The sequence below is a fragment of the Paenibacillus sp. Paensp38 genome (genome assembly GCF_059491915.1).
Genome location: NZ_CP168516.1, coordinates 322268 through 345000, shown reverse-complemented (window position 1 = coordinate 345000; position 22733 = coordinate 322268). Strand labels below are relative to the sequence as shown.

28 protein-coding genes (1 of these 28 cut by a window edge) are annotated in these 22733 nt (G+C 45.2%); 7 read left to right on the top strand and 21 right to left on the bottom strand.

Going from position 1 to position 22733, the window contains the following annotated elements; genetic code table 11:
* The 15 genes from ACEN8J_RS01540 to uptA form a co-directional block, all read right to left on the bottom strand.
* Positions 1 to 613, bottom strand: the 5' portion of a protein-coding gene (locus ACEN8J_RS01540; protein WP_029517195.1) for a nucleotidyltransferase-like protein. The gene continues 266 nt to the left of window position 1, outside the view; 613 of the gene's 879 nt are visible here — the first part of the coding sequence; it begins with the start codon at positions 611 to 613; the stop codon falls past the left edge of the window.
* 112 nt (positions 614 to 725) lie between these two features.
* Positions 726 to 2444: a glycosyl hydrolase family 18 protein gene (locus tag ACEN8J_RS01535; RefSeq protein ID WP_069012010.1), complete on the bottom strand. Its 1719-nt coding sequence runs from the start codon at positions 2442 to 2444 to the stop codon at positions 726 to 728.
* Between the two features lie 185 nt (positions 2445 to 2629).
* Positions 2630 to 3061: a Fur family transcriptional regulator gene (locus ACEN8J_RS01530; protein WP_029517193.1), complete on the bottom strand. Its 432-nt coding sequence runs from the start codon at positions 3059 to 3061 to the stop codon at positions 2630 to 2632.
* Positions 3062 to 3169: 108 nt separating this feature from the next.
* Positions 3170 to 4573: a DUF4097 family beta strand repeat-containing protein gene (locus tag ACEN8J_RS01525; protein ID WP_029517192.1), complete on the bottom strand. Its 1404-nt coding sequence runs from the start codon at positions 4571 to 4573 to the stop codon at positions 3170 to 3172.
* Positions 4574 to 4580: 7 nt separating this feature from the next.
* A complete protein-coding gene (locus ACEN8J_RS01520; RefSeq protein ID WP_029517191.1) occupies positions 4581 to 5234 on the bottom strand; it encodes a hypothetical protein in 654 nt (217 codons plus the stop codon).
* An 83-nt stretch (positions 5235 to 5317) separates the two neighbouring features.
* On the bottom strand, positions 5318 to 6031 hold the full coding sequence (locus ACEN8J_RS01515) for an MgtC/SapB family protein (RefSeq protein WP_029517190.1): 714 nt from the start codon (positions 6029 to 6031) through the stop codon (positions 5318 to 5320).
* A gap of 95 nt (positions 6032 to 6126) precedes the next feature.
* On the bottom strand, positions 6127 to 6588 hold the full coding sequence (locus tag ACEN8J_RS01510) for a GNAT family N-acetyltransferase (RefSeq protein WP_029517189.1): 462 nt from the start codon (positions 6586 to 6588) through the stop codon (positions 6127 to 6129).
* Between the two features lie 129 nt (positions 6589 to 6717).
* Positions 6718 to 8163, bottom strand: a complete 1446-nt coding sequence (gatB, locus tag ACEN8J_RS01505) for an Asp-tRNA(Asn)/Glu-tRNA(Gln) amidotransferase subunit GatB (RefSeq protein WP_013311908.1) — start codon at positions 8161 to 8163, stop codon at positions 6718 to 6720.
* A gap of 26 nt (positions 8164 to 8189) precedes the next feature.
* A complete protein-coding gene (gatA, locus tag ACEN8J_RS01500) occupies positions 8190 to 9647 on the bottom strand; it encodes an Asp-tRNA(Asn)/Glu-tRNA(Gln) amidotransferase subunit GatA (protein WP_023990257.1) in 1458 nt (485 codons plus the stop codon).
* A gap of 27 nt (positions 9648 to 9674) precedes the next feature.
* On the bottom strand, positions 9675 to 9962 hold the full coding sequence (gatC, locus tag ACEN8J_RS01495; protein WP_013311910.1) for an Asp-tRNA(Asn)/Glu-tRNA(Gln) amidotransferase subunit GatC: 288 nt from the start codon (positions 9960 to 9962) through the stop codon (positions 9675 to 9677).
* A 304-nt stretch (positions 9963 to 10266) separates the two neighbouring features.
* Entirely contained in the window at positions 10267 to 10653 is a 387-nt protein-coding gene (locus ACEN8J_RS01490) for a hypothetical protein (RefSeq protein ID WP_025675434.1), read from the bottom strand.
* Positions 10654 to 10733: 80 nt separating this feature from the next.
* Complete coding sequence (locus ACEN8J_RS01485) at positions 10734 to 10943, bottom strand: hypothetical protein (RefSeq protein ID WP_069012007.1); 210 nt, start codon at positions 10941 to 10943, stop codon at positions 10734 to 10736.
* A gap of 241 nt (positions 10944 to 11184) precedes the next feature.
* Positions 11185 to 11814 carry an MBL fold metallo-hydrolase gene (locus ACEN8J_RS01480; protein ID WP_069012005.1) on the bottom strand — a complete coding sequence of 210 codons (630 nt, stop codon included), beginning with the start codon at positions 11812 to 11814 and terminating at the stop codon, positions 11185 to 11187.
* A gap of 3 nt (positions 11815 to 11817) precedes the next feature.
* Positions 11818 to 12387, bottom strand: a complete 570-nt coding sequence (locus tag ACEN8J_RS01475) for a thioredoxin family protein (RefSeq protein WP_029517186.1) — start codon at positions 12385 to 12387, stop codon at positions 11818 to 11820.
* A gap of 1 nt (position 12388) precedes the next feature.
* A complete protein-coding gene (gene uptA / locus ACEN8J_RS01470) occupies positions 12389 to 13003 on the bottom strand; it encodes an undecaprenyl phosphate transporter UptA (protein WP_029517185.1) in 615 nt (204 codons plus the stop codon).
* Positions 13004 to 13148: 145 nt separating this feature from the next.
* Between uptA and ACEN8J_RS01465 the strand changes: the two genes are divergently transcribed.
* Entirely contained in the window at positions 13149 to 13472 is a 324-nt protein-coding gene (locus ACEN8J_RS01465) for a hypothetical protein (protein WP_029517184.1), read from the top strand.
* Positions 13473 to 13552: 80 nt separating this feature from the next.
* Here ACEN8J_RS01465 and ACEN8J_RS01460 read toward each other — a convergent pair whose 3' ends face one another.
* Both ACEN8J_RS01460 and ACEN8J_RS01455 read right to left on the bottom strand, forming a co-directional pair.
* A complete protein-coding gene (locus ACEN8J_RS01460; protein ID WP_029517183.1) occupies positions 13553 to 14767 on the bottom strand; it encodes a class I SAM-dependent methyltransferase in 1215 nt (404 codons plus the stop codon).
* Positions 14754 to 15410: a DUF6483 family protein gene (locus ACEN8J_RS01455; protein WP_069012001.1), complete on the bottom strand. Its 657-nt coding sequence runs from the start codon at positions 15408 to 15410 to the stop codon at positions 14754 to 14756. The genes ACEN8J_RS01460 and ACEN8J_RS01455 overlap by 14 nt, the downstream gene beginning before the upstream one ends.
* A gap of 394 nt (positions 15411 to 15804) precedes the next feature.
* Between ACEN8J_RS01455 and ACEN8J_RS01450 the strand changes: the two genes are divergently transcribed.
* Positions 15805 to 16371 carry a pyridoxamine 5'-phosphate oxidase family protein gene (locus tag ACEN8J_RS01450; protein WP_069011999.1) on the top strand — a complete coding sequence of 189 codons (567 nt, stop codon included), beginning with the start codon at positions 15805 to 15807 and terminating at the stop codon, positions 16369 to 16371.
* A 154-nt stretch (positions 16372 to 16525) separates the two neighbouring features.
* Here ACEN8J_RS01450 and ACEN8J_RS01445 read toward each other — a convergent pair whose 3' ends face one another.
* Together ACEN8J_RS01445 and yyaC are read right to left on the bottom strand one after the other, a co-directional pair.
* Positions 16526 to 17320: an alpha/beta fold hydrolase gene (locus ACEN8J_RS01445; RefSeq protein ID WP_029517180.1), complete on the bottom strand. Its 795-nt coding sequence runs from the start codon at positions 17318 to 17320 to the stop codon at positions 16526 to 16528.
* An 88-nt stretch (positions 17321 to 17408) separates the two neighbouring features.
* Positions 17409 to 17999 (bottom strand): spore protease YyaC, encoded by a 591-nt coding sequence (gene yyaC / locus ACEN8J_RS01440; RefSeq protein WP_039273804.1) that lies wholly within the window; start codon positions 17997 to 17999, stop codon positions 17409 to 17411.
* Between the two features lie 120 nt (positions 18000 to 18119).
* Between yyaC and ACEN8J_RS01435 the strand changes: the two genes are divergently transcribed.
* Positions 18120 to 18347 carry a DUF1128 domain-containing protein gene (locus ACEN8J_RS01435; RefSeq protein WP_029517178.1) on the top strand — a complete coding sequence of 76 codons (228 nt, stop codon included), beginning with the start codon at positions 18120 to 18122 and terminating at the stop codon, positions 18345 to 18347.
* A 192-nt stretch (positions 18348 to 18539) separates the two neighbouring features.
* Here the strand turns inward: ACEN8J_RS01435 and ACEN8J_RS01430 are convergent, their stop codons facing one another.
* Positions 18540 to 19259: a pirin family protein gene (locus ACEN8J_RS01430; protein WP_069011995.1), complete on the bottom strand. Its 720-nt coding sequence runs from the start codon at positions 19257 to 19259 to the stop codon at positions 18540 to 18542.
* A 231-nt stretch (positions 19260 to 19490) separates the two neighbouring features.
* Between ACEN8J_RS01430 and ACEN8J_RS01425 the strand changes: the two genes are divergently transcribed.
* The 4 genes from ACEN8J_RS01425 (at position 19491) to ACEN8J_RS01410 (ending at position 21603) form a co-directional block, all read left to right on the top strand.
* Complete coding sequence (locus tag ACEN8J_RS01425; RefSeq protein WP_069011993.1) at positions 19491 to 20195, top strand: phosphatase PAP2 family protein; 705 nt, start codon at positions 19491 to 19493, stop codon at positions 20193 to 20195.
* Positions 20196 to 20330: 135 nt separating this feature from the next.
* Entirely contained in the window at positions 20331 to 20588 is a 258-nt protein-coding gene (locus tag ACEN8J_RS01420) for a GlsB/YeaQ/YmgE family stress response membrane protein (RefSeq protein ID WP_069011991.1), read from the top strand.
* Positions 20589 to 20629: 41 nt separating this feature from the next.
* The gene (locus ACEN8J_RS01415) at positions 20630 to 21031 is read left to right on the top strand and encodes a YtxH domain-containing protein (protein ID WP_039273640.1); all 402 of its coding nucleotides are present in this window, start codon (positions 20630 to 20632) and stop codon (positions 21029 to 21031) included.
* Positions 21032 to 21126: 95 nt separating this feature from the next.
* The gene (locus ACEN8J_RS01410; protein WP_049816975.1) at positions 21127 to 21603 is read left to right on the top strand and encodes a DUF5665 domain-containing protein; all 477 of its coding nucleotides are present in this window, start codon (positions 21127 to 21129) and stop codon (positions 21601 to 21603) included.
* A gap of 114 nt (positions 21604 to 21717) precedes the next feature.
* Here ACEN8J_RS01410 and ACEN8J_RS01405 read toward each other — a convergent pair whose 3' ends face one another.
* The gene (locus ACEN8J_RS01405; RefSeq protein ID WP_029517173.1) at positions 21718 to 22677 is read right to left on the bottom strand and encodes a magnesium transporter CorA family protein; all 960 of its coding nucleotides are present in this window, start codon (positions 22675 to 22677) and stop codon (positions 21718 to 21720) included.
* Positions 22678 to 22733: the final 56 nt, after the last annotated feature.

The following is a 22733-nucleotide window of genomic DNA, read 5'->3' as shown; positions in this document are numbered from 1 at the left end:
GTTGTTCCAAGGTTTCCGTACTTAATGTGAGTTCGTTATACAGTTTGTCAATTGTTCGATCCAGAGGCTGTACCTGAACCCATAAGTGAACCTTTGGATAAATCCCCCGTTCAATGAGTTCAATAGATGCCCAATGATCCAATGCTTTCAGAACACTTTGATAAGCGTCAATGATCCGCCCTTCTCGCACCGCTCTTTTACCATGAACGTAATTGACCAGAAAGCGGGAGAACTCATGAAATCGCTTCTGCTCCCGCAGTGGATCGTTAAAATCAACAATTTCCTGTCTTAAAAAGCGAACCCTGTCATCCCTTTCCCAGACAATACGCCCTTCTAGCACATAATCTATAATGTTGGCTTGTTCACCAGCGATAATCCATTCCTTCAGACAACTGAGCGTTGCGTACAACACTTGGCATCTTAAACCATTCATAAATAAGTGTTGAATAGAACGGACTGGCTTGGTGCCTTCTCCAATAATTAGAATGAGTTCATCAAAGTCATACAACATCGAACCGTGAAAATACTCTCCCGGTTTTCTGTACGAAATAATACCTATCGAATCCTCCTGCAACAATTCATCATATATCAGGTTTAATTTGGTTAGCTGCACTTCTCCCTCCATACCTGCAAGGCGGCTATGACCGCAAATTGGATATTTGGATACATGTGATCATTTCTACATAAATAAGAAACTTCCTTCTTCAATTGTAAATTTTTTTATCTTATTCACTTATTTTTTTCAGTGTTATCCAAGCGTCTTTATCTGCAAAGCTTCGATTCCACACACCAATTCCTCCGAGCTTCAGCGATTTGGCAAGTTCTACTCTTGCCTTCAGAGATACCTGATCCTCCAGCCAAATCTTTTTGACTACGCCGTCTTCTGTATACTCGACATAATTCTGGCCTTCGGAAGCTCTAAACTTGGGCTTCAACTTAAATTGGGCTATGATATTGGCTGCTGACTCCATACCAAGTGATTTGGAGGTGACCTTAATCTTCCCTTCTTTGGGAGTCTCGGACCACACGCGAGTATATAACGGAATACCTAAAACCACTTTTTGAGACGGCACTTCATCTTCCCGAATAATTCGCTTAATTGACGCTTCCGTCCATGGTAACGAGGCGACGGAACCAGCTTTTGGACTAGCCGCCCAATGCTCATCATACGCCATTACCATGAGATAATCTGTTATAGTCCCCAATGCTTTTCGATCCAAAAAAACAGACCACATCTCACTTTGAGATTTAGGCGTAACATCAATGGACAGTATCAAATCATGTTCCCGAGCCATCGGTTTAAGTTCACGCAAAAATTGGGTGACATTGGGGCCATCCTTTGTATGAACATTTTCAAAGTCGATATTAATACCGTCCAGATCATTTTGTTGAGCAAGTGAAATCATCTGATCTACAATCGACTTTCGACGTTCAAAGGTAGACAAAGCTTCTGTTGTTAGTTCGGGATTAAAACTGTTGCTCAACAACCCCCAAACCTCCATACCCTTGCGATGTGCCCAGCTGACATAAGAAGGATCCGCTTTGCTTTCTACAGTGCCCTCATGATCGACGACACTGAACCACGTAGGGCTCACCACATTTACTCCAGGCATAGGATCAAACTTGGAAGGATCGGGCTTGCGATTATAGACGGCTTCCCAAGCGAGATTCACTGGTCTACCCTCCCAATGCTTCTCCGATATGGACAAATCGTCCTTAACCGAAGGAATCACAAGCTCTTCTCCTTCAGCGATATGGTCTGATTTAATGTATCCTGCATAGCCATTGTCTAACTGCACAAAATACCAATCACCCTGTTGGGACCAGATACGTACTTTCGTCCGCTGAGGTACATCTGTCAAAATAAAAGATAGGCTAGAGGCTTCTTTACGTAAGGCAATTCTAGCATCCTGTTGCCCATCCTTCTTTTCTACATTACCCAGCCTGACCTTCTCGCCGGCCTTCATCAAGATAACGGCACCCGTTACAGAGTCTTCGTGTATAGAAACGCCGTATACTTCACGTACAGCCTCTATCGGGATATATACCTCTCCACTGATCACCTGGGGGGCTGCGCTCAGCGCATATGTTTTACCATTCAATTCCCCTTGTGCCTTCGAAACCTTCATATAGAGCAAGCTTTGTCTCGTCGCCATAATGACGGTTTGGCTGTCATCCTCATAGCGAACCGAAGGATCAATTTGACTTTGCACCAATTTAAGCGGCATCAGCATGTTCTTGCCGGAGCTTTGAGCTTCATACCCAGTCAACTTGCCCTGCATAAAAATAGGACGGACACTGCCCTGCCAATCGGGTTTCTCATGAAGGGGATTACCAAACCATACGACAGTAATTGCGCATATAATCGCTGCAAATAATAGCAGGCTTGCCGCTCCTTTGAATCGTGAACGTTTACGGCGGCGTCTGGAATGATTTCTGGCCAATATTGAACCTCCATTGTATGAACTTTGAATTCCGTATTTTGTAACCTCAACAGATTACTTGAAACAAAAGTAAAGTGATTTAAACAAAAAAACGCGGTAAATCCCCGCTTACGGAGAATTGCTCACGTTTCCAATCCATTACAATATATACATACCGCACAAAAAAAACTCTATTCCTTGTTTCGTTACGTTTGTTTGTTACTACAAGTTTTGCATACTCCGTGTAACTCCATACGATGTCCATGCACTTCGAAGCCTGTTTCCAACGCAGCATGACGTTCCACATCAGCCAAATAGGGATAACTGAAATCTTCAATTTTTCCGCATTTTTCGCAAATGATGTGATAGTGCTCCGAAATATTGGCATCATAACGACTGGCGTTATCTCCATAGGTCAACTCATGTACCATACCCGCTTCTATAAACATCTTTAAGTTATTATAAACCGTAGCCACACTCATACTTGGAAACTTGGACTCAAGCGCTCGATATATTTCATCTGCAGTCGGATGCCCCATGGTTTCCATCAAATAGTTTAATATGGCATGACGCTGGGGTGTTATGCGTACACCTGTCTTCTTTAGAAGTTCCAAAGCATGCTGGACGCGTGCTGCCATATATGTCCACCGCCTTATCCCTTACTTACGATCCTATCAATTACCACGCATCTATTTACAACTTACTTCTAAACCTACTCACATTGTACGGTCTACTCAAGTTTCTTGTCAACGCGCCGTATTGTCGCCGGATGCTCCTATAGAGGTATCTGTCTCGGGAGCTCTAGGTTCAGCCGGAGAGATTTCAGATGTATCGGGCGCAGTCGTACCCCCGGAATCTTCCAAGTCGGGTAACGACGGCATCAGTAACTTTTTAATGGTTAAATTACTGTTGCCCTCCACGTTGATCGCATACTTGCCTGTCCCGTTTTGGCCTGAAATACTTTTACTGTCTATTTTAAATGGAAAATCGGATTGAAGATTACCATAACTGCTTGAACCCTCTAACTGAAAATCTCCATTCGACGGAAGATCCAATACGATATCACCGACAGCACTGTATATTTTCCAATCTCCGCTCACCTGTTCGCTATGCACTTTGATAGAGCCATTAAGCGAATTAGCATTCAGCTTGGCTGTAGAATTCAACACATTCATGTCCCCATTCTGAGTATCAACAGTGATATCTCCTTCCGAACGAGCAAGCTGAATGTCACCTACCATGGTATGTAGTGTGACAGCTCCCTCAATATCGCCTGCCTGCATGTCGCCTCGGTTCGTGCGCACATCCACATCTCCAGAAATCCGATGCAATTTAACCTGACCGTTCAGCGTGCCTCCCTTGACATTGCCGATAGCGTCATTAACGATGAGATTTCCATTACCGCTCTCGAGTCTAATGCTGTCAATAGCATCAACTCCATTCAAGGTAATATTCCCGTTGGAGGTTCTAATCTGCATATTGAACCGTCGGTCCTCAGGCACGGTGATCAGCATGTTCACACGGGGCTGACGTTTGCTTGATGCTCCGTATGACTGTGCCTCCGGACGAATCTGGATAGTCTTGCCGTCGGTAGAAGTCAGTGAAGAAGCTTGAGCAATCTTGTCCGCTTCGGCAGCAGGCGCTTGATCCACCCATAGAGTCCCTCGTACCTCTATATTGGACACAGGTCGTCTGATCAGTGTTACATCACCATTAACCGAATCAACTATTAAATCGGACGTCTGCATAGTTACAGGTACCAGCACACCACCCATATCATACCGATTCTCTTTAGCCTGGCTAAAATCCATAGAGGCTGACGTCAGATTGAGACTGACCCGATTCCACAGATACATATAATGATTTTGCTGGGTCACGATAAAAACCGAGGCTGCCACTACCAAAGCGGACAGAATCCCCTTTAGGTCAGGTCTGAATCGCCTTCCATTGTCAGACTTGCCTTCTTTCCGAAAGTACACAGCAAAAAAAATTAGATACTCCAGTCCCCAAAGCACGAAGATTACAGGCCACCAAACGAGGAGTTGAAGCATATATTCAGTATTTTGAAACACATCTACAATAAGCAAAATGCCTACAGCCATCAACAGAAGCGAAGAGGTGTAGCGCCCGACTCTTATTTTACGGTGCACGCCAGCTTCACCCTCTTTCTTTCAACTTTTTACGCTTAAAGGTCAGAAAGGCTTCCCTTAGAAAAAGGAATAAACCGATCATCATTAATAAAATAGCCAGCGTAAGGAATCCATAATCCTCAAAGAAATTGCTCAACCAGCGAGGTTTCATGCGAAACAAAATCATAAGCCCACCGCCTGCCACCATCAGCACAGCAAAAGCAAAGCCTCTCTCCCACGCATAAAAAGGACTACTTTGCTGGCCTCTAGCATCCATTCGTACATAACGATCAGGCTTACGTCGATAGCGAACCATATAATCTGCAGACTGTAAGACATCATATACATTATAAAAATATAAAACAGGTATGAATAATCCAAGCAAAATAAGTAATGGAATGTTGATCCTTAAGCCGTCAGAGGAAACATACAGCATCGCAAAAATATCTAGCAGGAGCAATACAATAAAACTAAGCCCCCTGATAAACAGTCCTAAAAAAAGATGTCCCAGTCCGGGTAACAATGCCGCCATGATAATGGCAATCACTTTGCGAAATTTAGCGTATTTTAGACGCTTCCCCTGTCTGGGTTGTTCCAGCTGTTCCGATGCTTGTAGCTGTCCAGCCTCTCCAGACGGTAACGGTTGTTCCGAGTTCATGCCATCCTCCCCTTTGAATCCCATACGTGGTTCCGCTGAAAAACATTTCAATGCTTACATAGTACCCCAATCAGATTTAAGAGTAACTGTTAAAAAAAGGTACCCTATTACTCAACAGAGACTGCAGCTATATCTTCCCATTGTCGTAAATCTGCTGCAATACGTACAGGATTAAAATCATGACGGGCCAGCACCTCTAGGGAAACCTCCATACTCTGCCGATCTGGATGTAATTCGTGAAATGGGACATTTTCATGTTCTTTAATCATTATTTTACGTATTTCCACTTTTTCTTGCTCTAAATAAGTCGAAATCTGATCCAGCAATCCGTGAGAGGCCAATCCGTACAATGTAATAAGATGGCGCTTGCGTCCACGCATATACCGAAGTTCAACTTTGTTAAACACCCATAAATTTAAAAATACGAGCACTGTCGCCGCTATAGATGGGAAATAAAACCCTGCTCCAACCCCAAGGCCAATAGCAGCCACGACCCAAATGGAAGCCGCAGTCGTTAGTCCGGTAATGGATTTACCTGTGAACATAATCGTTCCTGCACCCAAAAAGCCTACGCCAGTGATCACAGCGGTAGCCAAACGAGCGGGATCTATGCGTACATTAGCTTCTTTAATAAAATCGGCAAAGCCGTAAATGGAGAGTAGCATAATCAGCGTCGAACCAAGGCTGACCATAATATGAGTCCTCAAACCAGCTGCGTGATTGGAACGCTCGCGTTCAAACCCAATGAATCCACCGAGAAGCATGGACAGTAAAAGCCGTAAAATGATATGTGAATCGTCTATAATCCACGGATTATTCATTCGAGTCTCTCCTCCCGGTTATGTCGTGCTTCCCACTCCGGGTGCGCGGTTTGTGGGCTTATGTGCATTTTTAATGTCAATTTGATACCTCAATGCTATTCCACCTTATGCAGATGGTAGGTAGTTAATTCCACGCCTGGAGCGACCTCAGCCGCAGATACGGGACGAAAGCCATGTTTTCGATATAACGCCACCGCAGGAGTATTTAGAGTTCCTGTAGAGACGATAAACAACGGGATATTTTGATATTCATTCAAAACATGCTTCATTAAAGAATCTGCAATGCCTTTACGAAAATGATCTGGGTGAACCATCATACGTGTAAGGGTAAGCGAATCGGGCGATTCGGACTGCACAGCCAGTGCTCCTAGCAATTCACCGTCCTCCAGCCACCCATAAAAAGACTCTCCACAGCTTCTCAGCGTATCCAATGTATCCATCAGTGGAGGAATTTCATCAAACCCAATCAGCTCAGCTTCCAGCCTATAGGCAACATGCTGTAGACGCCATATCTGACTGACGATATCATCATCTTCCAATGAACATAGGGTAACCATGCTGTTTTCCCTCCTAAGGAAACTCATAAAATGCCATCAGGTTCTAAAGCTTGTTCGCGCCAACCATTCTTAGCGGCTATGCAAAAGGGGCCTGTCCCTAAAAGACAAGCCCCTGTCAAATCTATGCCATTAGCGGTTCAGCACTTCCGTCAGCAACTTATTAGCAAGGCCAGGGTTTGCCTTCCCCTTGCTCTCCTTCATCACTTGACCGACTAGGAAGCCGATGGCCTTTTGCTTGCCAGCTTTGTAATCCTCAACTGATTGCGGGTTAGCTGCTACAACTTGTTCGACAATTGTAAGGATCGCACCCTCATCACTGATTTGTACAAGCCCTTTTTCTTCGACAATTTGCTGTGGCAGTTTATCACTTTCCAGCATTTCCTTGAAGACCGTTTTAGCGATTTTGCTATTGATCGTTCCCTTCTCCAGCAGTCCGATCATTTCACCCAAGCCCCGACCGGTCAATTTAACCTGCGACAGTTCAACACCGGCACTGTTCAAATAACCGAGTAGATCCCCCATAATCCAGTTGGATACTGCTTTGGCATCCTTGGTGAATTGAAGGCTATCCTCGAACAAATCGGCCAATGGCTTGGAGGACGTAATCACCTGGGCATCATACTCAGGTAATCCATATTCGGAAGTGTAGCGTGCTTTACGCTGGTCAGGCAATTCAGGAATCGAAGCACGGATGCGCTCTTTCCATTCCTCGTCTATATGAAGAGTAACGAGATCCGGGTCTGGGAAATAACGATAGTCATGGGCCTGTTCTTTACCACGCATGGATAAAGTTTTACCTTGTGCTTCATCCCAACGACGTGTCTCCTGTACAATTGTTCCGCCTTCGTCCAGCGTCTGCTCCTGCCTGAACTGCTCATATTCCAGTCCGCGCTGTACGCCACGGAAGGAGTTCATGTTTTTCAGTTCCGCTTTAGTTCCTAGCTCTTTTTGTCCATGCGGACGAAGACTGATATTCGCGTCGCAGCGAAGTGATCCTTCCTCCATCTTCACATCGGATACGTCACAATACTGCATAATGGCACGTATTTTTTCCAGATAGGCCTTGGCTTCTTCCGGCGAAGATATTTCCGGTTCCGAAACGATCTCGACCAATGGTGTGCCGACCCGATTAAAATCGACCAAAGATGCGTAGCCACCATCAACATGTGTTAATTTCCCTGCGTCCTCTTCCAGATGCAGTCGAGTAATACCGATACGCTTTGTCTCACCATTCACTTCAATATCAATCCAGCCATTTTCGCCAATGGGTTGATCGTATTGTGAGATTTGGTAGGCCTTAGGTGAATCGGGGTAAAAATAGTTCTTGCGGTCAAACTTGCTCACATCAGCAATGGTGCAATTCAGCGCCATTGCTGCTTTCATCGCATAATCAACGGCCTGACGGTTCAATACCGGCAATACCCCTGGATGACCGAGACAGACCGGACATGTATGAGAGTTGGGTGGTGCTCCGAAGGATGTCGAGCATCCACAGAATATTTTAGACTTCGTATGCAATTCCACGTGCACTTCAAGTCCGATGACCGTCTCATACTTGGATGTAGTTGTAGACATGAATAGGTTCCCTCCTTTTTGGCAAATTACAGCTGCGGACGCTGCTTGTGAAATTCGGTATTTTGTTCAAAAGCATGAGCTACGCGTAGCACGGAAGACTCGTCAAAGGCTTTTCCGATGATTTGTAGTCCGACTGGCATTCCATCCGCTAGACCACACGGAATGCTAATGGCTGGCACACCAGCCAAGCTCACCGGAATCGTCAAAATATCGTTCAAATACATTGTTAATGGATCGTCCACTTGCGAGCCGATTTTGAAAGCAGTTGTCGGTGCAGTAGGTCCGATAATCACATCATATTGTTCAAATACACGATCAAAATCCTGTTTAATCAGTGTGCGCACTTTTTGAGCTTTCAAATAATAAGCATCGTAGTACCCAGAGCTGAGCGCATAGGTACCTAGCATAATCCGACGCTTCACCTCAGGACCAAAACCCTGCGTACGGGACTGATGGTATAGATCAAGCAGGTTGTCTGGATTGTCAGAACGTACACCATAGCGCACGCCGTCAAAACGTGCCAGATTGGATGACGCTTCGGATGAAGCCAGCAGGTAGTATGTCGCAACCGCATATTCCGTGTGTGGAAGAGATACCTCTTCCCATACAGCGCCCAATCCTTCCAGCGTTTTCAGTGCATCCAGCACCTTCTCCTTGACCTGAGGATCGACGCCCTCACCAAGATACTCTTTAGGCACAGCGATACGTAGTCCTTTTACATCCCCGGTTAAAGCGTTCAAATAATCAGGAATGTCTACCTTTGCAGAAGTGGAGTCCTTCTGGTCATAACCTGCAATGGCTTGTAGGACATAGGCCGAATCCTGAACATTTTTAGTAATGGGTCCAATTTGGTCTAAAGAGGAGGCAAAAGCCACCAGTCCAAAGCGGGATACTAGACCATAGGTTGGTTTCAGGCCAACTACTCCGCAGTAAGAAGCGGGCTGGCGAATGGAACCCCCTGTATCCGAGCCGAGCGTGAAATAAGCCTCACCCGCTGCAACAGCCGCAGCCGAGCCGCCACTGGAACCACCGGGAACACGTTCTAAATCCCAAGGGTTACGTGCAGGGAAAAAGCTGGAGTTCTCGTTAGAGCCGCCCATGGCGAATTCGTCCATGTTCATTTTACCGAGTGTCACGGTTTGCGCTGCGCGTAACTTGCTAACAACTGTGGCATCGTAAACGGGATCAAAATTTTTCAAAAACTGACTGCCACATGTTGTACGCAGCCCTTCTGTCACAATATTATCCTTAATGCCAACTGGCAGGCCAAACAACAACCCTCTTTCCTCTCCGGAAATCAGTTGATCATCCAGCTGACGTGCGGATGCACGGGCCTGTTCCTCGTCAACGGTAATATAAGCTCTGATCTTGTCTTCCCGCGCACCAATTGTCTCCAGAGCGTGTCCTACCAGATCACTCACGGAAATTTCCTTTTGATGCAGCTTGTTATGTATCTCGGGCAATGTGTTATTGAACAAGCTCAATTTGCATCCTCCTTTCAAATATGAGATCTATTCCAGAACAGCAGGAACCTTAAACTGTCCGTCTTCTTCTTCAGGTGCATTGCGCATCACTTGCTCATGTGTCAAACTTTCGCGAACTTCGTCGTCTCGCATGACATTGCTGACGTGCAGCACATGAGTGGTCGGCTTTACCTGCTCCGTATCCAGCTCATTCAGCTTCTCCGCATAATGGAGAATGGCGTTTAATTGTCCTGTCATCGTTTCTTCCTCAGCCGCGGTCAGATTCAACCTGGACAGCTTGGCTACGTGACGGACATCTTCCGTGGAAATGTTCATACAAAACCCTCCTCATGTATATGAGGATTTTGCAAAAAATCCAATAAGCGACTGAAATCGAATTTTGCAAAATCCTGATATTAAAAAATGCTGCACCGAACTTTGAAATAACGTTTTTAATTATAGGATAGAACCCTTTACAATTCAATCTTTGACGCGGTACAGAAGCAAACTGCACTTCGATGAGGTAAATGTTGCTAAAAGAATATAAAAAAAGCACCTTTCGGTGCTCTTTCGTGAAAACTATAGGAGCTGAGATTGTGCCCTTTATATATTCTTAAAAAGAATCGACCGTAGCCGACTTCTATATCCAAGCACGCAAATTGACTTGTCTGATAAAATCAGCCTGTGACAACAACTCCGCCGCGGTTTCTTCTTCCTCAGTCTCTACCGAATCAATACCACCGTTCATCACATGCATGAACAGTTGCTCATTATGGGTAGCAAGGGCGTAATCTATCAGCGCTTCACGCTCAATCCGCTCGGCTTCCAGCTTGAGAATACTCTCTTCCAGCTCGATGTCTCCGGATGGTACAAAAAAATTGCGGTTCACCTTCGGTACGCGAATGACATAGTCAAAAGCATTGTCCGCATTACGGTCGTAAGCAATGATATAACCATGTTCGCCCACAGGAAGATTCTGCTCAAAAGCATCCGCGACGATCATAATTCTAGCTCCTAAATGATGCATCGTTAGCCCCCCCGTTTGTCTGAACTTATCTGCTAAGTCTACTAAAAAAAAAGTAGCTTGTCTATATCATCTATGTATCTTCATAATCGACCGTCTCCACGTCCCAACCTGTGTTCATTCAGCCTCACATGCCAGTTTTGTGTAGGGATTCCGCCCCGTCGTTTCACCTTTTTCCAAGTTATGATCTTCGGCTCGGAATCTGCCACAGAATCTTCAATATCTATTATATTGGGAACCCGGAAACTACCTCCAATCTCACGTTGTACCCCATATATATGTTTTCTTTTCATTCTTGCTCCCCCTTGTGATCTGACGGCCTCATGCCTCTTTATCCTCTTAATGGGCAAAAAAAAGAACGCAAACCGGGATTCATCCACAGCTTGCGTGCTTCGCGAGTTTAGTATGTAACTTCAATAAATTTATGTTAACAAAAATAAAAACCTTTGTCTATACATAATTTATAATTTGTTGTCGAAATGGGGCAAAACCTGTCACACCTTTGATTTTGCCCCTACTGAACATTCATCACATTTACCGGATATACGGATTGTTAGCTTTCTCATAACCGATGGACGTTTTGGGACCGTGACCGGAATAGACTGTAACGTCATCTCCGAGTGGAAACAATTTGTTCTGAATAGAATCGTATAGATCCCGTTCGCGGCCGCCCGCCAGATCCGTGCGTCCAACGCCCTGACGAAATAGCACATCCCCGGAAAAAAGATCTTTGCCGCATAAAAAGCTGACACTTCCGGGTGAATGGCCCGGTGTATGGAAAACCCGGAACGTGTGACCGATCAGGTTCAATTGTTGACCTTCTGCCAAGTCATATTCGGCTGGTTCCGTCGAGATCGGAGGGGATGCCTCTGGCCACATCAAGGAGCCATTCAGCTTAGGAGATGTAAGCCAGTCTTGCTCCAAGGCGTGCAGATAAACCGGGCAGTCTTTGGCATTGCGAATCTCCTCTACTCCTCCGATATGGTCAAAATGGGCATGCGTCAGCAGGATAGCTTCAATCGTCAGTGGCTCAATGGCTCTCAGCAAAGGACCCGGATTCATCCCTGGATCAATAATAACAGCGCGCTTCGGATCATCTCCTTGAAGCAAATAAGCATTCGTCTGGAGCGGGCCGAGATTAAAACTGCGAATAGATAATGTCATAAGTTAAAATCCCGAGATCAGCTCGCGTAATTCCTGAACAATTACAGGATGGACCTCGGTTCCCTCCCCATATTTTCCAGCCATTTCTTTACGAGCAACTGCGATTTTTTCTTGATAATCATCGGCTTCCCGATCTGGATTTTCACGTTTGAATGCGATCATAATTTGTTGAACATGTGCAGGGCGTGGTCCCCAGTGGCCAAGTACATGACCTCCCGTATCCGCAAAAATCACAATCGGCACAGCACGTCCGCCCATTGTCAGGAAGTCGTCCATCAGCGCCTGATGATTTTCCAGAATCAATACTTCGGTTGGAATCCCGCTATTCTCCAACGCGCGGAACACAACTGGCACATTGCGTACTACATCCCCACACCAGTCGGCAGCCAATATAAGCACACGCAGATCATCACGATGGTTCAGGCTTTCAAAAAACTCCCGATCCTCTTCGCTGCTCCACACAAACTGATCGTATCCAGAGCGGAAGGCTTCTTTGTTCTTTTCCATGCCCTCCATAAATTGTTCAGGACTCAAGCCCTTTCCGAAATATTGCGATACGTTAGTACGGCTCATGTTATACACTTCCTTTTTTGTTTTTGGCTACAATCCATTTGATAACAAAATAAATGATCAAGAGCGCAAGAGCAACCAGCAAAATCGGTTTGATGTAAGGTGCTGCCACTTCGTCAATTTGTTCCCACTTGTCTCCCAACAGCATACCTAAATATATAAACAAAACAGACCAAGGTATAATCGCCAGCGTTGTCAAAATAATAAAGCGCCATACGTTCATTCGAGCCAACCCGGCAGGGATTGAGATCGCGTGACGAACAACAGGGATAAAGCGAGCTGTAAAAATGACCCCTGTGCCATATTTATTGAACCAGGCTTCAGCGTGGTCAACATGACTTTTTTTGATGAGTATGTATTTCCCATACTTATCTAAAACGGGTCTGCCGCCATAGCGTCCAATCCAGTAAATGAACAACTGGGCCAGCACCCCGCCAATCGTTCCAAACACGACTGCGCCAAAAAAATTAATATGACCCGAGGACACTAAAAAACCGCCATAAGCGAGGACTATTTCACTTGGAATGACCTCCACCATCAAGCCTAGCATAATACCAAAATACCCAAGACTACGAATGATCTCAAACAAATAATTAATGATACTAGATATTTGGTCCATCTCTCTTCCCACTCCCTGCCTGTTTCTCTATTTTCATTTAGTGTATCACAGCGGCAGAACAAGTCGCCACTTCGTCCAAAAAGGGAAGTCAGTGACCCCGGATCCTCTGCCCGCATAAGTTGTGAGAGAGAGGAGGGGGTACAATATGCCTCCCGGCAAATTCCCCAAACATGACAATTCACAATCCCGATTACCCACGGCTCGTGGTATCCGCCGCGCATGTACCAAAGAGTTGTATCGAACCTGCAAACGTCTGCCTGTTCACATTGCTCCTGATCTGGTCAAGCAGGGCGAAGAACTATACTGCCGCAAGGTCGTCGGACACCTTATCTGGATTGCGGAAAACCATAGTAATCGCAAACTACTGTGCGACTGGTGGGATGAAGATGTCAGCGAGGAGCTCGCGGCATTGTGGAAGGTGGATCGCGATGTCTTGTGCACCGCTTTTAGAAATGCCTATGGCGGATAGATGTTTGTGTACTGCAATCATGAACTGTGAACTACAAAAAAGTGGAGCCACCCCGCAGTGGCTCCACTTTTACTATATTCCTAGCTATGTGTCTGCTTTTTCCCCGCTCCTTCGGGAAGCAAGTCCGCACAAGCGCGTTCCAAATAAGGATCAGCATGAATAAAATCCCGAAATGCTGTGTATTCACGCCACAGAACGGATTGTTCTCCCGCTTGCCCTTTGACGGCACGAATCAGAATATTTTTAGGTGTATGCTCCATGTCGATAAATTCCAATAGCTGTGTCCGATATCCCATCATATCCAGCAGTTTGGCCCGGATTCCATCCGTTGCCAGTGCAGAAAAACGCTCCTTTAAAATGCCGTGGGAAAGCAACGGCTCCAATACCGGATTTTCCAGTTGGTTAAACAGCTCATGCTGGCAACACGGAACCGACAAAATGACGGAAGCACCCCAGCGAACAGCCTTTTCCAGCGCCGCATCTGTTGCAGTATCACAAGCGTGCAAGGTAACAACCATATCCACCTGTTCCAGTTCGTTATAGTCTGCGATATCACCGACCAGAAACTCCAACTGTCGATATTGCAGCTTTTGAGCCAGAACATTACAGGCTTCAATGACATCTGCCTTCAAGTCCAAACCAACGATCTGCAATGGTCGCTTTTGCTGTACAGCCAAATAGTGATACAACGCAAAGGTCAAATACGATTTGCCACAGCCAAAATCCACAATCGTCAATGGGCGGCCTACCGGAAGGCTAGGTAATACATCCTGCACCATTTCGAGAAACCGGTTAATTTGACGAAACTTATCATACTTGCGGGCCAGTACCTTACCATCCTCATTCATAATCCCCAGCTCAATCAGGAAAGGAATTCGTTCCCCTTCTTCGAGCACATATTGCTTTTTGCGATTATGAGACAGGTCGGCTTTACTTTTGCTCGGTGACTTTGTCAGAATGGATACTTTATATTTTTTACTGATCAGCACTTGGTAGTCTGCATCCTTGGCGCATAAAAGTCCTTGGCGGAACGTGTCCTCAAACAAGGCAGTCATACGCTCGTTAGCTTCGTCAGGGGTCAGATTTTCATGAATGACTTTGTTGCTGTAATGAAAAGCAAACTGGTAATGCAGTTTGTTTTTCAATTCTACAGGTTTAATTTGTACTTTAGTAAAAGAAGCATCCTCCCGTTTGCGAAGCTGACTCAGCGTCGCTGTTATGAGGGATCCTCCCGTGGTCAATTGGTATATAAGTTCGCGCAGTGAATCCAAAAGGTACATCTCACTTTCTTTCATGTAATTGGGTGATCTCGGTCAAACCCTCGGTGACTTCCTGGCGTGAAATTCCACCCAGCTCCAGCTCTGCATTGGTCTTATCCAGTAATTGACTATAAAACGTCTCCGCTTCCGCTAGCAGCTCTGGCTGCTCCCATGCCAATCCAAACCAGACATCGGCGGCTTCGTCCAACCTGTTTTCTCGCTCGTAATGAACAGCCAGCAGCTTGCTGGTTTCAGGGGGGAGCTCATATTCGCGCACCAGCTTCACGATACACGCTATTCGTTCAGGCAGGACCTGCAGATCACGAGTCGCGCCATTCGTATCGCTGTACAAATATAAATGAAGAGATTTCATCAAGATTCGTATACCTTCGTCTGTTCTGCTGGTTTCCAGGTAAATCGCGGCTTCTTCCTCCAAAATGCGAGCCACCTGCTGAAGCTTATCCGCTTCAATTCCAGGGCCCAATCGGAAAAGCTCAATAATTTGTTCCGGCGGCAATCGTCTGAGCAGATCTGAACGAAGACGAAACTGCTTGTTGAGCAGGTCATCTAGCTGTTTCAGCGCTTCGATGTGTTTATTTTCGCGCCTAAGACCGAGCACCGATGCTACTGCGGATGTCAATTCTTCCATCATACTGAGCAAATAGTCTTTTCTAAGCAAGCCGTTCCCTTCCTTTCATCCCGATGCCTAGACAACCAGAAACTTCTGTCTTCTGATTGTATGACATCCTTGTCTAAAAGCCAAATGCCACCGCCATGCCGCAATTTCATTTAACACAATTACAAATACTTTATAGCATCAAAGATTCGACACTCAGAAATCACGTATGGCACGTAACATTCCGTTAGTACAGTGTTTTGTAGCCGATCATGGACTAACGAAATAGAGTATTTGAAAATTTGATATTGATTCTCCGTTAGTCTCGTGTTATTTTTGTTTCATGCGAAACAAAAATAATCTTTATTATTTATTGATTCATATAATAAAATAAAATATTTATTTTCATTCGAAACAAAATTATGCATTGATATTTTACAGGGGAGGACGTTTAAGTATGGGAAAAAAATTCAGTGCGATACTACCGGAATATAAAGAGTTCATACAGCGACAGCATATTTTCTTTGTAGGATCAGCACCGATATCCGAGACGGGGCATGTGAATATTTCCCCCAAGGGATATGATTCCTTTCGTATTTTGTCAGATCAGGAGGTAGCCTATCTCGACTTGTCGGGAAGTGGCAACGAAACAAGTGCGCACATTATAGAGAACGGACGGGTAACCATCATGTTCTGTGCATTTGAAGGCGAGCCCAGTGTATTAAGACTCTATGGTACTGGCACAGTCGTGTTGCCCAATACAAAGCGTTGGAATGAGCTGTATCCTCTCTTTAATCCACTTCCTGGAGCAAGACAAATCATAGTAGTTGATGTTCATATGGTGCAGGATTCATGTGGTTTTGCAGTTCCCTTCATGACTTACACGAGCGAACGGGAAAAGCTGAAGGACGTGGCGATTCAGATGGGCGAAGAAGTACTTAAAAAGTATGCATACGAGAAAAGTTTAGAGAGTATTGATGGTTTGCCGACGGCGTTTGCCTTGAACAAAAATAATATGACTTAGGTATTCTGCACATTAACCGATATGATACAACAAGTCAGCAAAATTCAAATAAACTGAATGTATAGTGACCACATCTAAAAACAATTTGCATACAAGAAACCGGAACCTTCTGACGATCACATCAAAGGGTTCCGGTTTTTGGGCTTACCTTAGTCTACTTTTTCAAGTTTTGCTCCAAAAACGCCAAGATAGCATTAGCTAATAGCTCCGGTGCCTCAAACAGGCTCATGTGACCTGCTTCCGGCAGGGTAACCTGAGTTACTCCGGCCCGATCTGTTGTAAACGTCCGCGCTGGAGGAACCGCCTGATCCTGCTCCCCCGCTACTAAAAGAGCTGGCAAGGCAGAAGCCGACAACACATCCCGTCGGTCAGGACGCTCGCGCATAGCCAATGATGCTCCTACAGCTCCTTGCGGAGGTGTTTTGTAGCCAATTTCTTTGACTTTAAGTAATTGGCTGGACATCGACTCCACATGATCAGGAGCAAACAGTCCCGGTACGAGTCCATCTACAAAGTTGGTAATCCCCTCCGTTTGGATGGTAGATACAGCCTTGTTACGCTTTTCTTTACCTTCGTCCGTATCTGCATAAGCTGTGGAATGAATCAGTCCAAAGGCTGTAAGGCGCTCTGCATGTCTTTGCACTGCCGAAAGGGCTAAATAGCCTCCTAGGGAGTGACCAAACCAGGCAGCCTGAGGGATGTCCAATTGTTCTTGAAGTTTAAGCACATCATCTGCCATTTGATCAATCGTATAGGCTCCTAGTGGAGCATCGCTGCGTCCGTGTCCACGCAAGTCTGGAACAATACAACGATAGCTTGGGGACAGCAAGGGAACAACCTCATCCCAATAGGAGGAGCTTCCGCAAAATCCGTGCAATAGAATGATCGGATCTCCTTTTCCCTGTTCGGCATAGCAGATCGTCGTTCCTTCGCATAATACCTTTTCCATGTGGAACCCTTCCTTCTCTGTATATAATCTATTGGATCTGAATATATTAGTGAGTAGAACATGCTGATGTATATTATTAAGCAGACGATCAATATCTGAAACGGTAACCCTCTGGAAAATCTTGCGAAGCTGTTTTTAAGCCAAATTCACAAGCCGCCGCATTAGCAATATGCGCAGCCATTGTCATGACCAAGTGAAGCGAAGTCATTTGGAGTGTCCAATAGGGTTTGGGACTGCGCTCATTCACAATCGCTGCAACACTATAATGACCCACAGACGGCAGAGACAGCCCTACCGATCGCGCAGGAGTTAGCGGTTCACACGCAATAAGAAACATTCCCGTTGAGCCGTGCTGTCCAAGACAAGCATCTATGGCGATCACATGATGATCTTGGGGAATGCACTCCAAGTATGGAACCAGATGATCCGCATCACAGGGCTCCGACATTGTCCCAATCACGTGCGGAAAACCTTGCTCCTTGAGCATGGTGCCTACCAGTGGCCCCAGTGAATCACCCGACGAGCGATCTGTACCGATACAAACAAAAGTCAACTTATCTATAGCATGCTGATGATGAATTTCTCGGAAAAACGGCGCGAGTCCATCTCGATCTGTTTTCTTTACATTATGTTCTAAGGACGAGCGTCCGGGTGCGGAAGCTCGATTATACAAAGACAACTTTGCCCATCCTCCTTGATTCGGTTGTATATTGGTAATCTGGCTTTCAGTACATTCTACAACAAAAACATGATACAATACAGGCAACTTCCCCTGTTATGAAAGGATGGAAAATTAACGATGGATTTGTCTGTACCGTCTCATGCCAACATTGAGTATATGATTGAGGGCATTAAAACCAAGCTCCGTATGGCGAGTGGTGCTGCTATGCAAGCTTCCGCTTTCTCGCTGGAGCAATACGAGGACATCCATGATGTCTATGATATGGTGATAAACAAGCCTAACCTGAGCATTTCCGAGGTTGAAGCTATTGTTTCTGAACTGGGTAGATTGCGTAAGTCCTCCTGAATCAGCCTATAGGAATACAGCTTAGCTGTATTACAACCTATCATCATGAGCAACAGCCTTCATGCCAGTGGCCCTGTCACCGTAAATAAAGCTCGTACCTCCGCTCGCTTCAACAGACGCGCAACGGGGATACGAGCTTTATTTTTCGATTGCATATACGCATTTTCATACACTTCTTCACTCAAGGATGCTTCAAGGTAAATCTGCTAACACCAGTTCAGATATATCCTCATTACCTGTAGCTAGTATCTTTAATGCACAACTTTTTTGAATTCGTGCAGCATCACCAGGCCCTAACTGAAAATCTCCATCCTGGCACGTAACTTCCACATGACCGCTAACTACATAAATGTGGGTGCGGCGCTCCTCTTGCTGCGGATATTCAAGCTGCTGGCCTTTTTCCAATCTGCTCAGATACAGATTTATATCCTGCGCGATGGATAACGTTCCCTCCACTTCTGAACCAGACACAACAGGCTGAAGCCGATTTAGGCGTTCACTGTGCTTGAATCTTTGCACCTGATAAGAAGGCTGAATGCCAGGGCTCTCGGGTAAAAACCACATTTGCAAAAAGCGAACCGATCTTTCATCCCCAGTATTTCGCTCTTCATGTTCAATCCCGATGCCTGCACTCAGAACCTGAATCGAGCCGCTTTTTAAATCCTGCTCATGTCCCAAGCTGTCGCTATGATGCAATTGGCCTTCAATTACATAAGTGACGATTTCCAAATCGTGATGCGGATGTCTTTTGAAGCCTTGCTGCGGTTCAAGTTTGTTATCATTATGGGCTAGCATACAACCAAAATGGGCATTGCTCGGATCTTCATAATCGGCAAATGAAAAGCTAAACTCACTATGAATCCATCCTTTATTTGAGGTATGTCTTTCTGCCGATGTCACTATTTTAATCATCCTTAACACCTCCATGGATTACAGTTCCGTAAAGCAGCCTTGCTTCGTGATGATTATTCCACTTTCGGCCCTGGCATTACAAACACTGTGATACGATCCCTTTACCCCGGGCTTAAATGCCTCAATCAGCCTGTCGTCTCCGTCGAGTTTTGCTCTTAAGTTCATTATTAGTTAAGTTAATAGTACGAAAAATTAAATCTATTACAGCCATAAGGAGGAGATTTATTACATATGCTATCCCATAAACCCCAACCATCCCGGTTCCTACCAAGCTATTTGCGTCGTAGTCTGTATGCATCTATTATCATGATCGCTGTGATGCTTCTCATCGCCTACTCTGTGCAATGGATTGGCACGGCTCCTTTTCTATATTGGGATGAGCGTATACAGGATGCTATTTTTCCAGACACAGCAGCTACTCATGACCAATTGCTAACCATCGCTATATTCATTACGTCTTTCGGTTCATTCAGCATGTCGTTAATTATCGCCCTCGGTGCTGCTACCTTATGCTGGGTCTTTCTTCGTTCAAAAGCTTATTCCTTTGCGATCCTAAGCAGCTTTACGGCGATGTGGGTGCTGAATACGCTCATTAAAGAAATTCTGCAACGGGAACGCCCGTCACTTCAACATTTGGTTGAAGCCGGGGGCTACAGTTTTCCCAGCGGTCATGCGATGATTTCCATGGGATTTTACGGCATGATATTTGCCATCTGGGCTATAGAACGAAAGATTCGTGAGCGTTCGCTCTTCCTCCCGTGCGTTCTTGGTGCACTGCTCATTATATTGATTGGACTAAGCCGTATATATTTAGGAGTTCACTTTCCTACAGATATTGTGGGTGGTTATATTGCAGGCATCATTTGGCTGGCGTTTACCGTTCCTATGATCTATTGGCGAGCGAAAATGCAACTTTCTTCTCCCCCCCGCCCATAACGTCCGATTCGGCTTTTTGTTTCACTCCGGGTCATGACGTTTATATACGAAGTAAGCAAGGCACAGCAATATCGAAGCTCAGCATTTATCAAAAACGTTATCGTTTGTGAACTTAGGATAAGGGAGGCGATCCTTGTGTGGGGAATTGTACTAAGTATTGTAATGGCCATTATTATCGGATTGATTGGCGATGCACTAGCTGGACATGAAATGCCTGGCGGCATTGCAGGCTCTATGATTGCTGGATTTGTAGGAGCTTGGCTAGGTGTCATGCTGTTGGGAGACTGGGGCCCGGTCATCGGAGATTTTGCAGTCATTCCAGCCATACTTGGAACCGCATTGTTCGTATTCTTGCTCGGACTTGCGTCCAGGCTATTGAGAAGGGCTACCTAACATTTATATATATTTTTATTCTATAAAAGGAGTGATATATCATGAGTAACATTGACAATCAAAATATGGCAAGCACTTCAGGTTTTGCAAAGGGTTTATTCATTGGAGGTTTGATTGGTGCTGCGGCAGCCCTGCTGTTCGCTCCAAAGCCGGGTCGCGATTTACGTAGTGATCTGTCCGAAAAAATGACTGTTGTCTCCGATAAAACGAAGGATGTCGCATCTGTAGTTAGCAGCAAAGCGACAGATTTGGCCAAAACCGTTTCCACTAAAACAGCAGATGTAGCCAAAACGGTATCCGAGAGTAAAGACAACATCATATCCAGCGTAACCAAAGCTTCTGCCGATGTCGCTAATGAAGCGGCCAAAGCGGATAAAGAAGTTATGGATGCAACCGCTCAAGCAGCCAAGGACACTCAAAAACAATTAAATGCAAATTCCTAATAGGAACACATTCCGATTACAACCAAAATAATATCCAAACACTGAACAGCCAGCATGCAAGAAGCTGGCTGTTTTTAAATGATAGAAAGGCTGGGATGACAATGAACAAACCAAACTCCTATGGAGATGATCTTGCTCGGAACAACAAGAGAACCTTTCACCCCCTCCAGGCTCAAGATCAGCCAGATGAGATTTCATCCAAGCAGACCTCTTCTACTCATCATCATGTTAAAACACATGATCCGGAGAGAGACTTTGATGTAAATGAGCATCCTTTTGAACTTCGCCATGAGGTCAAGCGGCTTAACAAACGCCTAGATCAAATCGCAGATACATTGGAAAAAGCAGAATTCAAAGATATTATAGAGAACTACTCCAGCACGAAAAGAAGAATTATGAGCAATCTGACTGCAGGGATTGCACGTGGTCTCGGCCTTACGCTGGGTACAGTGGTCATACTCGCCTTGCTCGCTTGGTTGCTCAGTTTCCTGGTACAGTTAAATCTTCCGGTCATCGGAGATTTCATCGCCGAATTATTAGGATATATCAAAATGAGCCAAGGTACTAAGTAATTGTCCCTATCTCAATTAAAAACGATCCATCGTAACCGATATAGACTCCCCAAAGAGCTTCCTGTTACGATGGATCGTTTTTTATTTGTAAATTATAACAGCTGTAAGCAGCCGCTACAATTTGTTGCGCTTGTTAGTTTTCAATAAGTCTCCTGTCCACCCCTTCATCATCAGCCAGCCGTACATTCCCGCCATACTTAGCAATGTGGCAATAATCACGGCGGTAAAACCCCAGCCTGTTTTAATCCAAGGCAGATTTTCAAAGTTCATGCCCCAAATGGCCCCCACTACAGTGGCAGGTGTAAAAACGGCGGTCACAATGGTGAGCGTCTTCGTAATCTCATTGCCCCTAAAAGCGGAAATGGCCTCGTCAATAGAGATCAGGGTGTCGATTTCCTTTTCATAATGCAGGAAAAGTCCTTCCATCCGAGTCACACGGTAAAGTAACTGCTTAAAAAAGCGATTCTCCTCCAGTTTATCCAAATATGCCTCCCGAGAAGCCGTTACCAGCTCTGAAAAAGGAATGAACATATTGCTCCAATACAACAGCTCGAAACGTGCATTCAATATAGAATCCATCAGTGTACGGGCATTTCTTTTCTCCATGTCCTCTTCCAGTCTTCTCAGGTTGATCTCGAACTTATCCATACCTGTATGAAAATAATGAAGCACGGCTCTCGCCAATACAAACATGCCGTCAGCTGCATCCTCACACTGTTCCAGCATTTTTTGGCGTTCCGCGGTGTGCATAATTTCACGGGTGTTTTGATCCAAATTTAACGTCACCAGCTTCTGGTTTAGAACCAGAAAATAAAACTTGTTGCAATTGCGTTGACTATCGATTTCCTCTTGAACGGAGTAGATCAGCGACCCGTACATTAAGGGCTGATTGCCATCTGGAAAGCGTACAGATATAAAGCTGGATGGAATGTCCTCTACCTTGTCCAGCCATTCTGCGGCTTCTGGGAGCTTCTCCTTCAAGTGCTGTATGACCGAATCTTGCCAATTCCCAGCACTGATGTCCCACCATTCCCATCCTCCACGAAAGGAAGAAATCTGTTCAAATGCTGTCATGGATTCCAACCTTCCTCCCAACCTTTTTCGCTTTATAAAAAGGACACGTTTCCCAT

Bases quoted from the DNA above. Each gene is read 5' to 3' on its own strand.
- ACEN8J_RS01475 (WP_029517186.1), bottom strand. From the start codon at position 12,387: ATGAGCCGTACTAACGTATCGCAATATTTCGGAAAGGGCTTGAGTCCT.
- gatB (WP_013311908.1), bottom strand. From the start codon at position 8,163: ATGTCTACAACTACATCCAAGTATGAGACGGTCATCGGACTTGAAGTG.
- uptA (WP_029517185.1), bottom strand. From the start codon at position 13,003: ATGGACCAAATATCTAGTATCATTAATTATTTGTTTGAGATCATTCGT.
- ACEN8J_RS01520 (WP_029517191.1), bottom strand. From the start codon at position 5,234: ATGGGATTCAAAGGGGAGGATGGCATGAACTCGGAACAACCGTTACCG.
- ACEN8J_RS01445 (WP_029517180.1), bottom strand. From the start codon at position 17,320: ATGGAAAAGGTATTATGCGAAGGAACGACGATCTGCTATGCCGAACAG.
- ACEN8J_RS01460 (WP_029517183.1), bottom strand. From the start codon at position 14,767: ATGAAAGAAAGTGAGATGTACCTTTTGGATTCACTGCGCGAACTTATA.
- ACEN8J_RS01430 (WP_069011995.1), bottom strand. From the start codon at position 19,259: ATGATTAAAATAGTGACATCGGCAGAAAGACATACCTCAAATAAAGGA.
- ACEN8J_RS01450 (WP_069011999.1), top strand. From the start codon at position 15,805: ATGGGAAAAAAATTCAGTGCGATACTACCGGAATATAAAGAGTTCATA.
- ACEN8J_RS01490 (WP_025675434.1), bottom strand. From the start codon at position 10,653: ATGCATCATTTAGGAGCTAGAATTATGATCGTCGCGGATGCTTTTGAG.
- ACEN8J_RS01415 (WP_039273640.1), top strand. From the start codon at position 20,630: ATGAGTAACATTGACAATCAAAATATGGCAAGCACTTCAGGTTTTGCA.
- ACEN8J_RS01510 (WP_029517189.1), bottom strand. From the start codon at position 6,588: ATGGTTACCCTATGTTCATTGGAAGATGATGATATCGTCAGTCAGATA.
- ACEN8J_RS01405 (WP_029517173.1), bottom strand. From the start codon at position 22,677: ATGACAGCATTTGAACAGATTTCTTCCTTTCGTGGAGGATGGGAATGG.
- ACEN8J_RS01515 (WP_029517190.1), bottom strand. From the start codon at position 6,031: ATGAATAATCCGTGGATTATAGACGATTCACATATCATTTTACGGCTT.
- ACEN8J_RS01425 (WP_069011993.1), top strand. From the start codon at position 19,491: ATGCTATCCCATAAACCCCAACCATCCCGGTTCCTACCAAGCTATTTG.
- ACEN8J_RS01480 (WP_069012005.1), bottom strand. From the start codon at position 11,814: ATGACATTATCTATTCGCAGTTTTAATCTCGGCCCGCTCCAGACGAAT.
- ACEN8J_RS01410 (WP_049816975.1), top strand. From the start codon at position 21,127: ATGACAATGAACAAACCAAACTCCTATGGAGATGATCTTGCTCGGAAC.
- ACEN8J_RS01465 (WP_029517184.1), top strand. From the start codon at position 13,149: ATGCCTCCCGGCAAATTCCCCAAACATGACAATTCACAATCCCGATTA.
- gatC (WP_013311910.1), bottom strand. From the start codon at position 9,962: ATGAACATTTCCACGGAAGATGTCCGTCACGTAGCCAAGCTGTCCAGG.
- ACEN8J_RS01485 (WP_069012007.1), bottom strand. From the start codon at position 10,943: ATGAAAAGAAAACATATATATGGGGTACAACGTGAGATTGGAGGTAGT.
- ACEN8J_RS01530 (WP_029517193.1), bottom strand. From the start codon at position 3,061: ATGGCAGCACGCGTCCAGCATGCTTTGGAACTTCTAAAGAAGACAGGT.
- ACEN8J_RS01435 (WP_029517178.1), top strand. From the start codon at position 18,120: ATGGATTTGTCTGTACCGTCTCATGCCAACATTGAGTATATGATTGAG.